General features: G+C 70.0%; 10 protein-coding genes and 1 riboswitch. Of the genes, 4 read left to right on the forward strand and 6 right to left on the reverse strand.

From position 1 onward, the window contains the following. Window positions 1–151: 151 nt before the first annotated feature. The gene (locus ACWCXX_RS15155; RefSeq protein WP_451127401.1) at window positions 152–1618 is read right to left on the reverse strand and encodes a sensor histidine kinase; all 1467 of its coding nucleotides are present in this window, start codon (window positions 1616–1618) and stop codon (window positions 152–154) included. 348 nt (window positions 1619–1966) lie between these two features. Next, window positions 1967–3037: an SIS domain-containing protein gene (locus ACWCXX_RS15160; protein ID WP_451127185.1), complete on the reverse strand. Its 1071-nt coding sequence runs from the start codon at window positions 3035–3037 to the stop codon at window positions 1967–1969. A gap of 189 nt (window positions 3038–3226) precedes the next feature. On the opposite strand from ACWCXX_RS15160, the gene nagB reads away from it, so the two are divergent. Further along, window positions 3227–4012: a glucosamine-6-phosphate deaminase gene (gene nagB / locus ACWCXX_RS15165; protein WP_451127187.1), complete on the forward strand. Its 786-nt coding sequence runs from the start codon at window positions 3227–3229 to the stop codon at window positions 4010–4012. 265 nt (window positions 4013–4277) lie between these two features. Here nagB and ACWCXX_RS15170 read toward each other — a convergent pair whose 3' ends face one another. The 4 genes from ACWCXX_RS15170 to ACWCXX_RS15185 all read right to left on the reverse strand — a co-directional run bounded on the left by ACWCXX_RS15170 (window position 4278) and on the right by ACWCXX_RS15185 (window position 9018). Next, a complete protein-coding gene (locus tag ACWCXX_RS15170; RefSeq protein WP_451127189.1) occupies window positions 4278–5816 on the reverse strand; it encodes a glycoside hydrolase family 3 protein in 1539 nt (512 codons plus the stop codon). A gap of 8 nt (window positions 5817–5824) precedes the next feature. Beyond that, window positions 5825–6655, reverse strand: a complete 831-nt coding sequence (locus ACWCXX_RS15175; RefSeq protein WP_451127191.1) for a carbohydrate ABC transporter permease — start codon at window positions 6653–6655, stop codon at window positions 5825–5827. Then, complete coding sequence (locus ACWCXX_RS15180) at window positions 6652–7644, reverse strand: carbohydrate ABC transporter permease (protein WP_451127193.1); 993 nt, start codon at window positions 7642–7644, stop codon at window positions 6652–6654. Before ACWCXX_RS15180 ends, ACWCXX_RS15175 begins: the two co-directional genes overlap by 4 nt. Before the next feature lie 96 nt (window positions 7645–7740). After that, window positions 7741–9018 carry an extracellular solute-binding protein gene (locus ACWCXX_RS15185; RefSeq protein ID WP_451127195.1) on the reverse strand — a complete coding sequence of 426 codons (1278 nt, stop codon included), beginning with the start codon at window positions 9016–9018 and terminating at the stop codon, window positions 7741–7743. A gap of 279 nt (window positions 9019–9297) precedes the next feature. Here ACWCXX_RS15185 and ACWCXX_RS15190 point away from each other — a divergent pair, with 279 nt between their 5' ends. From ACWCXX_RS15190 to mctP, 3 genes are all read left to right on the forward strand, one after another. Further along, window positions 9298–10062, forward strand: coding sequence for a GntR family transcriptional regulator (locus tag ACWCXX_RS15190; RefSeq protein ID WP_148840392.1), 765 nt, complete (start codon window positions 9298–9300; stop codon window positions 10060–10062). Between the two features lie 272 nt (window positions 10063–10334). Continuing rightward, window positions 10335–10589 (forward strand): DUF3311 domain-containing protein, encoded by a 255-nt coding sequence (locus ACWCXX_RS15195; RefSeq protein ID WP_451127197.1) that lies wholly within the window; start codon window positions 10335–10337, stop codon window positions 10587–10589. Next, window positions 10586–12220: a monocarboxylate uptake permease MctP gene (gene mctP, locus ACWCXX_RS15200; RefSeq protein WP_451127199.1), complete on the forward strand. Its 1635-nt coding sequence runs from the start codon at window positions 10586–10588 to the stop codon at window positions 12218–12220. The genes ACWCXX_RS15195 and mctP overlap by 4 nt, the downstream gene beginning before the upstream one ends. 165 nt (window positions 12221–12385) lie before the next feature. Then, a riboswitch (cobalamin riboswitch) is annotated at window positions 12386–12512 on the forward strand. Window positions 12513–12641: the final 129 nt, after the last annotated feature.

Consider the following 12641-nt stretch of genomic DNA (forward strand, 5'->3'; position numbering starts at 1 on the left):
AACCCCGCCCCCCGAGTCGCAGCGCGCAGTACCCCCGAAGCGCATGCATGAACAGCGAACCCGGGCCGTGTGATCACACAACGGCCCGGGTTCGCTGCTGTGTTGACGCTTCCGGGGCCGCTCCCCGGGCGACCCCGGTCCGGACCGGGGGCTACTTCTCGGCGCGGACCGGGATGTCGAGGACGACCCGGGTGCCGCGCTCGGAGGCCGGGACCATGCCGAAGGTTCCGCCCAACTCCCCCTCCACCAGCGTCCTGACGATCTGCAGCCCCAGATTGCCGGCGCGCTGCGGGTCGAACCCCTCGGGCAGACCGCAGCCGTCGTCCTGGACCGTGATCAGCAGCCGCTTCTCGACCGAGGAGCCGCCGCGCACCGCGGACACCTCCACCGTGCCGGACTCGGCGAGCGTGAAGGCGTGCTCCAGGGCGTTCTGCATGATCTCCGTGAGCACCATCGCCAGAGGTGTGGCCACTTCGGCGTCGAGGATGCCGAACCGGCCCGTGCGGCGGCAGGTGACCTTGCCCGGGGAGATCTCGGCGACCATGGCGATGACCCGGTCGGCGATCTCGTCGAACTCCACCCGCTCGTCCAGATTCTGGGACAGCGTCTCATGGACGATGGCGATCGAACCGACGCGCCGCACCGCCTCGTTGAGCGCCTCCCGGCCCTGCTCGGAGTCCATCCGCCGGGCCTGGAGCCGCAACAGGGCGGCAACGGTCTGGAGGTTGTTCTTCACCCGGTGGTGGATCTCCCGGATGGTGGCGTCCTTGGTGATCAATTCGCGTTCGCGGCGGCGCAGTTCGGTGACGTCCCGGAGCAGGACCAGGGAGCCGATCCGGACGCCCTTGGGCTTGAGCGGGATCGCCCGGAGCTGGATCACCCCGCCCTCGCCCTCGACCTCGAACTCCCGGGGCGCGTAGCCGCTGGCGAGCTTGACGAGGGCCTCGTCCACCGGGCCGCGGGAGGGGGCCAGTTCGGCGGTGATCTTGCCCAGGTGCTGGCCGACCAGATCGGAGGCGAGGCCGAGACGGTGGTACGCGGAGAGGCCGTTGGGGCTGGCGTACTGGACGACCCCGTCGGCGTCGAGCCTGATCAGCCCGTCGCCGACGCGCGGCGACGCGTCCATGTCGACCTGCTGGCCGGGGAACGGGAAGGCCCCGGCGGCGATCATCTGGGCCAGGTCGGAGGCCGACTGGAGGTAGGTGAGCTCCAGCCGGGACGGGGTGCGGACGGTGAGGAGGTTGGTGTTGCGGGCGATGACGCCGAGCACCCGGCCCTCCCGGCGCACCGGGATCGACTCGACCCGTACCGGCACCTCCTCGCGCCACTCGGGGTCCCCCTCGCGCACGATCCGGCCCTCGTCCAGCGCCGCGTCCAGCAGCGGCCGGCGTCCGCGCGGGACCAGGTGGCCGACCATGTCGTCCTGATAGGAGGTGGGGCCGGTGTTGGGCCGCATCTGGGCCACGGAGACGTAACGGGTGCCGTCGCGGGTGGGGACCCACAGCACGAGGTCGGCGAAGGACAGGTCGGAGAGCAGCTGCCACTCCGAGACCAGCAGGTGCAGCCATTCCAGGTCGGTGTCACCGAGGGCCGTGTGCTGGCGGACGAGGTCGTTCATGGAGGGCACGTGTGCGAGCGTACCCGCGGACGGGCAATGGTTCCGAACCGGACAGCCCGGCCGTACGTGCAAGGGTGGGAGGCCCGGAAATTTGCCGTGCTCCCATGGATGGACACGGGCGAATGGTCTAGTCCACAATGCTCAGGACACGACTTCCGCTCTCCCCGCACAGGAGAGCGGATCGAGGTACCGCGCTCTCTGCCCTGACCGCGTCGGTGCCTCTCCCCGGCCGGGGGCACCGCACACCGCCGGCCTTGCTCCGGGCTGCGGTGCCGGACGGGCTGAGGGTCCCGTCCCGGCGCCGTGGCCCGCGGGTGTTTCCGGGCCCGCGGGCGGACCGGCCGGCGGTCAGCGGGTCTCGGTGACCTTGGCCAGCGCCCGGGGCGCGTCCGGGTCCTGCCCCCGGGCGATCGTCACCTCGTACGCCAGCATCTGCAGCGGCAGGATCTCCAGGACCGGCTGGACCTCCTCGGCGACCCCGGCCGTCGGCAGCACGAAGCCCGCGGACGCCGCCGCCACCTGGGCCTGCGGACCGACCACGAACAGGTCCGCCCCCCGGCCGCGCAGCCGGTCCAGGACCGGCTGGAGGGCCTCGCCGCCCCGGCCGTCGGTGACCACGGCGATCACCGGGGAGATGTTGTCGACCATGGCGAGCGGGCCGTGCAGCAGATCGGCGCCGGAGTAGGAGAGGGCCGGGATGTAGCTGGTCTCCATCAGCTTCAGGGCCGCCTCCTTGGCGGTGGGGTAGCCGTAGCCGCGGGAGGTGATGACCATGCGCTCGGCGAAGCGGTAGCGCGCGGCCAGGGTCCGGATCTCGTCCTTGCGGGCCAGGATCTGCTCGGCCCGCTCCGGCAGGACCGCGGCAGCCGCCCCGTCGCCGCCGCCCAGGCCCTCCACGAAGAGGTAGAGGGACAGCAGCGACGCGGTGTACGTCTTGGTGGCCGGAAGGGCCTTCTCCGGGCCCGCCAGGATGTCGATGTGGTACTCGGAGACGGCCGCGAGCGGCGAGTCCCTGTTGTTGGTGACGGCCAGGGTGATCGCGCCCGCCTCGCGGGCCGCTCCGGTCGAGGCCACCAGGTCGGGCGAGCCGCCGGACTGGCTGACGGTGACGACCAGGACGTCCCCGAGGTCGGGCCGGGCGCCGTACGCGGTGGTGGTGGACATCGAGGTGAGGCCGCAGGGCATGCCGCGCCGGATCTCCAGCAGGTACTTGGCGTACAGCGCCGCGTTGTCGGACGTGCCCCGGGCGGTGAGCAGCACGAAGCGCGGCGAGCGCGCCGCGATCCCGGCGGCCACCTCACGGATCCTCGGGGCGCCCTCGTCGAGGATGCGCCGCAGCATCGCGGGCTGCTCGGCCATCTCGCCGGACATGATCCGGCCCGGCCGCTCGCTGCCGTCGGCCGGAGAAGTGGCGGACATGTCGTGTGCCTCCCAGGAGTGCCCCGGGCGTCGGCGACGCCGTTCGGCCCAGTCGACCACGCGGCCCCCCGCACCCGCCAGTGGGCGGCCGGTGAGACAGCCGTACCCGCGGCGGCGGGGTCTGCTAAATTGGGGCGCGATTGGTCTATACCACATATCGATTCGACTCCTCAGATCGGCAGGCCCCGCGTGGAAGTTGTCATCGTCCCGGACGCCAAGGCAGGCGGAGAACTCATCGCGGAGGCCATCGGTGCCCTGCTGAGCCGCAAGCCCGACGCCCTTCTCGGCGTTGCCACCGGCTCGACCCCGCTGCCCATCTACCAGGCACTGGCGGCCAAGGTCCGCTCCGGTGCCGTGGACGCCTCGCGCGCCCGCATCTGCCAGCTCGACGAGTACGTCGGACTGCCGGCCGGCCACCCCGAGTCCTACCGGTCCGTGGTGCTGCGCGAGGTCGTCGAACCGCTCGGTCTGTCCGAGGAGTCCTTCATGGGCCCCGACGGCTCCGCCGAGGACATCCCGGCCGCCTGCCTGGCGTACGACAGGGCGCTCGCCGAGGCCGGCGGGGTGGACCTCCAGCTCCTCGGCATCGGCACCGACGGGCACATAGGCTTCAACGAGCCGTGCTCCTCGCTCGCCTCACGCACCCGGATCAAGACGCTCACCGAGCAGACCCGGATCGACAACGCGCGCTTCTTCGACGACGACATCAGCCAGGTGCCGCACCACGTGATCACCCAGGGCATCGGCACCATCCTGGAGGCCCGCCACCCGATCCTGCTCGCCACCGGCGAGGGCAAGGCGGAGGCAGTGGCGCAGACGGTGGAGGGGCCGGTCGCCTCGATCGTGCCCGCCTCGGCGCTCCAGCTGCACCCGCACGCGACGGTCGTGGTGGACGAGGCCGCGGCGTCGAAGCTGAAGCTGGCGGACTACTTCCGCGCCACGTACGCGGCGAAGCCCGCGTGGCAGGGGTTGTAGACCGGTCCGGAGGCACGTGAGAGGGCCGGGAACACCGTCGCGGGTGTTCCCGGCCCTCTCGCGTGCCGTGCGCACTTCCGGGGCGTACGGGGCCGCGACCGCCCGCGCCGTGCGCGCCCCGGCGCTCTTTGGCGCGGGAGGACGCCCGGCCGGTGAACGGCCTCTCCACGTACGCGCGGGAACGCCCGGCATCCGTCCGCGCGGACGGGCGCCGGGCGCCCCGGCCGGGTGTGACGTGCCCCCCGGTCCGCGTCGCACCCCGGGCTCAGGCCGTCGGGCCCGTACCGCCGACGATGACCTCCGCCGCCGCCAGACCGCAGACGCGGGCGGCGCCGTGAGTGGCGATGTGCAGGGCGCCCGTGGGGGCCGCCTGCGGTACGCCCATCTCGACCACGATCGTGTCGGGGCGCCGCGCGACCAGGGCGTCCAGGGCCTCGGCCATCCAGGCGTGGCGGTGGACGTCGCGGACCACCACGACGAGGCGCCGCTCCCCCGCGGCCCGCAGCACCGCGTCGGCGGGCTCCTCGGTCTCGCTGCTGTACGTGCCGGTCTCCGTGCCCGGCAGCATCCGGCCCAGCTCCGCGGCGACGCCCCAGGGGGTCTCGTCGCCGACGGCGATGTTCGCCGCGGAGGTGAACGCGGCGACGTAGCCGGGCTCGGTCAGCGGTTCGGCGGAGCCGGTCACCCGCACCGCGCGGCGGGCGGCGACCAGGCCGATGTCGGAACCGGTTCCGGTGCCGGGCACGGTCCCCTCCTGCGCTGCCGCGCCCGGCTCCGAACCGGTCCCCCGGGCCCCCTGCGTCCAGGACGCGAGGGTGCGCACCCGTGCGGCGGCGTCCGCGAGCCGCTCCTCGGGAAGTTCGCCGCTGCGCACCGCGCCGACCAACGCGTCGCGCAGCCGCCGTACCGTTTCCTCGTCCTCCAGGCCGCCGCCGACGCACAGGGCGTCGGCCCCCGCGGCGATCGCGAGGACGGAGCCGCGCTCGATGCCGTACGTCGCGGCGATGGCCTGCATCTCCACGGCGTCGGTGACGATCAGGCCGTCGTAGCCCAGTTCCTCGCGCAGCAGCCCGGTGAGGATCTGCGGGCTCACCGTCGCGGGGCGGTCCGGGTCGAGGGCGGGCAGCAGGATGTGCGCGCTCATCACGCACTTGGAACCCGCGGCGACGGCGGCTCTGAAGGGCACCAGTTCCCGGGCGTGCAGGGTCTCCAGGTCCACGTCGATGCGCGGCATCGCGTGGTGCGAGTCGATCGCGGTGTCGCCGTGGCCCGGGAAGTGCTTGGTGCAGGCGGCGACCCCGGCGGCCTGGAGGCCCTCGACGTACGCGGCGGTGTGCCGGGCCACGAGCGCGGTGTCGGCCCCGAAGGACCGTACGCCGATGATCGGGTTGCCCGGGTTGGAGTTGACGTCGGCGGACGGCGCCCAGTTGAGGTTGACGCCGCACTCGGCGAGCCGGCGGCCGAGCTCCTGGGCCACCGCGCGGGTCAGGCCGAGGTCGTCGACGTGACCGAGGGCGAGGTTGCCGGGGAACGAGGAGCCGGTGCGCACCTCCAGGCGGGTGACGTCGCCGCCCTCCTCGTCGATCGCGACGAGGAGGTCGTCGCGCTCGGCCCTGAGCTGGGCGGTGAGCGCGGTCACCTGCTCGGGAGTCCGGATGTTCCGGCCGAACAGTGCGACGGAGCCGAGGCCCTCGCCGATCTTGCGCAGCACCCAGTCCGGGGCGGTGGTGCCGGTGAACCCGGGCTGCAGGACGGTGAGCGCGTCGCGGGTGAGGGTGTCCACGGCGGTTATGAGGGTGGTCATGAGCGGCGTTATCCCTTCACGGCACCGTCGGTGAGGCCGCTGACGGCCTTGCGCTGCAGGAAGACGAACAGGACGAGGATCGGGACGGCGAAGATCGACGCGGCGGCCATGGTGGCGCCCCAGTCGTCGCCGAACTGGCTCTGGAACTGCGAGAGCCACAGCGGGAGCGTCTTGGCCCCGGGTTCCTTGTTGAGGATCAGGACCAGCGGGAACTCGTTCCACGCCGTGATGAAGCCGAAGAGCGAGGTGGCCATCAGGCCGGGGGCGAGCAGCGGCAGGATGACCTTGGCGAACGCCTGCGGGCGGGTGCAGCCGTCGACCATGGCGGACTCCTCCAGTTCCTTGGGCACGGCGGCAACGTAGCCGCGCAGCGTGAGGATCGTGAAGGGGAGCACCATCACCATGTAGAAGAGGGTCAGCGGGACCAGGCTGTTGAGCATGTCCGCGTCGCGGACCAGCATGTAGATCGCGATGACCATGACTTCCCAGGGCGCCATCTGGGCGATCATGAAGACCAGGATCATGCCCTTGCGGCCCTTGAACCGCATCCGGGCCAGCGCGAACGACGCGAAGAGCGCGATGATCAGCGAGAAGGCCACGGCGAGCAGGGTGACGGTCAGTGAGTTCCCGACCAGGGTCAGGAAGTCGGGCGCGTTGTACGCCGTCTTGAAGTGCTCGAACGTGACGTCGGTCGGGAACCAGACGGGCGTCTCGGTGATGATGTCGCCGGTCGGCTTGAACGCCGTGCTGAACATCCAGTAGACGGGGAAGACCAGGCCGGCGAAGAGGACGATCGCCGTCGCGTTGGGCCAGATGCGGCCGAACAGTGAGCGCTTCACAGCTCGTCCTCCTCTTGCTTGAGAACGATGCGGAGGTAGTAGGAGGTCAGCCCCAGCATGATCAGGATGGTCAGCAGCGAGATCGCCGCGCCCATGCCGTAGTGCTGGTTGCCGACGCCTTCGACGAAGGCGTAGATGGGCAGCGTCTCGGTGAGGCGGTTGGGGCCGCCCTCGCTGATGGTGAAGATCTGCGGGAACGCCTTGAAGACCCAGATGACTTCGAGGAAGGTCGTGGCGTAGAGGAAGGGCCGCAGGAAGGGGAACGTCACCGAGGTGAAGCTCTTCCAGACGCCGGCGCCGTCGAGCGAGGCGGCCTCGTACAGTTCCTTGGCGATCGTGGTGGTCGCCGCGTAGAGGTTGATCGCCACGAACGGGATGGACTGCCAGACGATCATCAGGGTCACCACGAAGAAGGTGGAGAACTGCGATCCGGTCCAGTTGAAGTCGGCCATCGAGTGCCAGCCGAGCTTGTCCAGCACGTAGTTGACCACGCCGAAGCGCGAGGCGAACAGCCACTGGTAGACGGTGGACGCGGCCACGATCGGCATGGCCCAGGCGAGCACCAGGCCGATCATCAGGGTGAACCGCATCTTCTTGCCGAGGCGGGCCAGCAGCAGTCCGACCAGGGTGCCGAGGATCATGATCAGTACGACGTTGACGCCGGTGAACACGATCGTGCGGAGGGTGACCCGCCAGAAGTCCTCACCGGTGAGGATCTCCTGGTAGTTCTTGAAGCCGTTCCACTCGGTGACATGCTGGATCAGCTGTCCCATGTTGAGGTTCTGGAACGACAGCAGGGCGTTCTTCACCAGGGGATACCCGAGGAAGAGCGCCGTCACCGCGAGCGCGGGAACCATCAACAGGTAGGGCGCCGCGCCGATGCCCGGCCTTCGCTTGTTTCCTCCGCGCTGCCCGACGGGTGGTTTCCCGTCCTGCCCGCGGACCGCGGCCGACTCGGCCACGTCCGAGGGGTCGGTCTGCACTGCCATGCTCGCCATCTCTTCCAACAGAGCTCTACACGGAACGGTGCGTACGCCGGGGCGGCGGGTCGGACCCGCCGCCCCGGCGCGGACGCGGACTTGCGCCTACTGCTGCTGGCTGAGGCGCTTGTTGAGCTCGCCCTCGACCTGCTTGGCGGCCTCGGCGGGCGACTTGCCCTGCAGAACCAGCGTCATGTAGGTCTTGATCGGGTTCGGCGGGTTCTCGACCGGCGCCCACTCCGGGATCAGCGGCGTGGTGCCACCGGACTTGGCGGCGGCCGGGGCGGCGGCCACGGCGGCGGGCTGGTCGGCTGCGAACTTCTGCGTGGCGTCGGACTTCGGCGTCCAGCCGACCTCCTTGACCAGCGCGCCGTCGTTCGCCTCGGAGAGCGCGATCTTCAGGAACTCCTTGGCGAGGTCCTGCTTCTTGCTGCCCGCGGCCACGGCGAGGTTCGAACCGCCGAGGAAGACGCCCTCGGGCTTGTCGGCGGTCTCGCCGGGGATGGTGAAGAAGCCGATGTCGTCCTTGATCGCCGGGTTGGCCTTGATGGCCGTGCCGGCCTCGTAGCCCATGGCGATGATGGCGCCGGTCTTGCCCTTGGCGAAGACCTCGGCCTGCTGCGGGGTGGCCTCGTCCTTGTCCTTGGGGGCCTTGGAGAAGGCCTGGTACTGCTTGTAGACGTCCATGGCCTCGGCGACCTTGGGGTCGGCCAGGTTGGAGACGTACTTGTCGCCCTCCTTCTTGACCGGCTCGACGCCCTTGCCGACGAGCAGGCCGTCGAAGAAGTACCAGTTCTGGCCGGGCAGGTAGATCGGCTCGGCGTCGCCCTTCTTCTCGATGGCCTCGAAGGCCTCGAAGAGGTCGGCGCGGGTCTTCGGCGTCTCGGTGATGCCGGCGTCCTTGAAGACCTTCTTGTTGTACATGACGACGCGGTTGCCGACGTACCACGGCAGGGCGTACTGCTTGCCGTCGAAGACGGAGGGGGCGTTGACCGAGTCGGCCCAGCCGGAGCCGATCTCCTTCTTCAGGTCGCCCAGCTCGGCGAGACCGCCGGTCTTGGCGTACGCGGGGGTCTGGGTGTTGCCGATCTCCAGGACGTCCGGCGGGTTGGTCTCCGAGAGGGCCGTGGTGATCTTCTGCTGAATGCCGTTCCAGTCCTGGACTTCGATCTTCAGCTTGGCCTTGGTCTTCTTCTCGAACTCATCGGTGACCGCCTTGGTCCACCCGGGCGGGTTGGAGCCGGACATGGTCCAGACGGTGAGGGTCTGGCCCTCGTAACTGCCGGCACCCGTCTTCTTGCCGCCGTCGTCGTCGGACCCGCAGGCCGCGAGGCCGATCATCATGCCCGCGACGCCGATCGCCGCGATGAGCTTGCGCTTCACGCCAAACCCTCCTCAGGGATGCTGCAACCCCGCCCACCGCGAAGACATTCGACGAGTACTGCTGGGGCTGGACCTGGTCTTTAATGGTTTAGACCAGTACCGGGAGCTTGGCCTAGACCTTTAGGGGTGTCAAGGGTGTATAAGAAGTGCACTCGCGTCCGTTATAGGACCGACACCTAAGGGAGGGCGACGAGCCGTGAGCGGGCCGTGCCACCATGTGAGCCGCGACAGACGGAGGAGCCGGTGACGGCAGCAACGCAGCAGTCGGAAAGGCGGACCATGGGTGCCGACGGGGGAAGTGCGGAGAACGAGACGGGCGCGGCCACACGGACGGCGCGCGTCCCGAAGTACTACCGGCTGAAGCGACATCTCCTCGACATGACGGACACCATGCCGCCGGGCACCCCCGTGCCGCCGGAGCGGACCCTGGCCGCCGAGTTCGACACCTCGCGCACCACCGTGCGCCAGGCGCTCCAGGAGCTGGTCGTCGAGGGCCGGCTGGAGCGCATCCAGGGCAAGGGCACCTTCGTGGCCAAGCCGAAGGTCTCGCAGGCCCTGCAACTGACCTCGTACACCGAGGACATGCGCGCCCAGGGACTGGAACCGACCTCCCAGCTGCTGGACATCGGCTACGTCACGGCCGACGACACGCTCGCCGGACTGCTCGACATCACCACCGGGGGCCGGGTGCTGCGGATCGAGCGGCTGCGGCTCGCCAGCGGGGAGCCGATGGCGATCGAGACCACACACCTTTCGGCCAAACGCTTTCCCGCGCTGCGCCGTTCACTGGTGAAGTACACCTCGCTCTACACCGCGCTGGCGGAGGTGTACGACGTGCGGCTGGCGGAGGCCGAGGAGACCATCGAGACCTCGCTGGCCACCCCGCGCGAGGCCGGTCTGCTCGGTACGGACGTGGGCCTGCCGATGCTGATGCTGTCCCGGCACTCGCTCGACGGGCGGGGCGAGCCGGTGGAGTGGGTGCGCTCGGTCTACCGGGGCGACCGGTACAAGTTCGTGGCGCGTCTGAAGCGGCCCACCGACTGAACACGGACGGGGCGGCGGCCAATTCCGGCCATCACCCCGCCGCCCCCACCTTCCAAGACCCCCGCGGAGCACCGCTCCACGGGGGTCTTCGCATGCCGCTCCCCCGCCCCCTGGTACGGACCAGCACTGCGCCCATGACCGTTCATCGTGCGTATACGCCCACTCGACGCACCGTTGCCGGACCGCAATGCGGACAGGGGTGACGCTGACCGGAGGCTCGCTTACATTTCCTGCCCATCACGAGGTAACCAGCGAGGGGACGAAACCGCCTCATGCCAGCAGAACCCGAAGAGAAACCACCCATCGTCACACCCGTGCGCGTGGTCATCGCCCTCTGTCTCATTGCCCCGTTCGTGGCGATGCTCTGGGTGAGTTCCTACGCGAAGGTGGACCCCGCCTTCATCGGCATTCCGTTCTTCTACTGGTACCAGATGCTCTGGGTGCTGATCTCCACCGCGCTCACGATGGTCGCGTACAAGCTGTGGCAGCGTGACCAGCGCTCCCGCAAGGGAGGTGCCTCCTCATGAAGGACGGCGTGAACGGCGTCGCGCTCGGCGTCTTCATCTTCTTCTTCGTCGCGGTCACGGTCATGGGGTTCATGGCGGCCCGCTGGCGCAAGGCGGAGAACGAGGCCAGTCTCGACGAATGGGGCCTGGGCGGACGGTCGTTCGGCACCTGGGTCACCTGGTTCCTGCTCGGCGGCGACCTGTACACCGCGTACACCTTCGTCGCCGTTCCCGCGGCGATCTACGCGGCGGGCGCGGCCGGCTTCTTCGCCGTGCCGTACACGATCCTCGTGTACCCGCTGATCTTCACCTTCCTGCCCCGGCTGTGGTCGGTCTCGCACAAGCACGGGTACGTCACCACCTCGGACTTCGTGCGCGGCCGGTTCGGCTCGAAGGGCCTTTCGCTGGCGGTCGCCCTCACCGGCATCCTCGCCACGATGCCGTACATCGCGCTCCAACTCGTCGGCATCCAGGCGGTGCTGGACGTGATGGGCGTCGGCGGCGGCGAGAACACCCACTGGTTCGTCAAGGACCTGCCGCTGCTGATCGCGTTCGCGGTGCTCGCCGCGTACACCTACTCCTCCGGGCTGCGGGCGCCCGCGCTGATCGCGTTCGTCAAGGACGGGCTGATCTACCTGGTCATCGCGGTGGCGATCATCTACATCCCGATCAAGCTGGGCGGCTTCGACGACATCTTCGCCAAGGCGGGCGAGGCGTTCTCGCAGACCAACCCGGCCACCGGCAAACCGCGCGGCGCGCTCGCACCGGGCGAGGCGGGCCACTGGGGATACGCCACCCTGGCACTGGGCTCGGCCCTGGCGCTCTTCATGTATCCGCACTCGATCACGGCGACGCTCTCCAGCCGCAGCCGTGACGTGATCCGGCGCAACACCACGATCCTGCCGCTGTACTCGCTGATGCTGGGCCTGCTGGCGCTGCTCGGCTTCATGGCGATCGCCGCCGGGATCAAGGTGGACAACGGGCAGCTGGCCATTCCGCAGCTGTTCGAGAACATGTTCCCGGCCTGGTTCGCGGGCGTCGCGTTCGCCGCGATCGGCATCGGTGCGCTGGTGCCCGCCGCGATCATGTCGATCGCCGCGGCCAACCTCTTCACCCGCAACATCTACAAGGACTTCCTGAAGCCGGACGCGAGCCCGGAGCAGGAGACCAAGGTCTCCAAGCTGGTCTCGCTGCTCGTCAAGGTCGGCGCGCTCGTCTTCGTCCTCACGATGGACAAGACGGTCGCGATCAACTTCCAGCTGCTCGGCGGGATCTGGATCCTCCAGACGATGCCGGCCCTGGTCGGCGGCCTGTTCACCCGCTGGTTCCACCGCTGGGCGCTGCTCGCGGGCTGGGCGGTCGGCATGGTGTACGGGACGGTGGCCGCGTACGGGGTCGCCTCGCCGACGCAGAAGCACTTCGGCGGCTCGTCCAAGGAGATCCCCGGCCTCGGCGAGATCGGCTACATCGGTCTCACCGCGTTCGTGCTGAACGTGGTGGTCGTGGTGGTGCTCACCTTCGTCCTGAACGCGCTGAAGGCACCCGCCGGGGTCGACGAGACCTCGCCGTCCGACTACACGGCCGACGCGGGCGACCCGGGCGTCCAGGTGGAGCTTCCGCCGGCCACGGTGGGGGCGCCCGGCGGCCACTGACGGTCGCTCCGGCCCCCCGGGACGGCCCGTCCCCGCCCCTGCCGCAAGGGAGCGGGGCGGGCCGTCCGCCGTTCCCGGAAGGCCCACGGGCACTTCCTGCTTGGCCAGACATGAGTCGGCCGACACAACATCTGGGGGCTGCCTCATCGGGTGGCCCCCACATGTATGCTCATCCTCGCTGTCGCCGCAGGGGAATCCGGTGCGAATCCGGAACTGTCCCGCAACGGTGTGATCGGTGCGCATTCGCGTACCCCGAACAAGTCCGAGGACCTGCCGACAGCGCATCCGGCTCGACCGAACCGGATGCCAGACGTCCGGGCCTCGCGGTTGGGCCGGCGGACGCCGTACGGAGTGCCGCCCCGTCCCGGGTGCGCGCCCGTCCGGCTGCCCCGTTCCCCCGCCGGCCCCGAGCCGAGCGAGG

This window comes from Streptomyces sp. NPDC001732 (assembly GCF_053596315.1).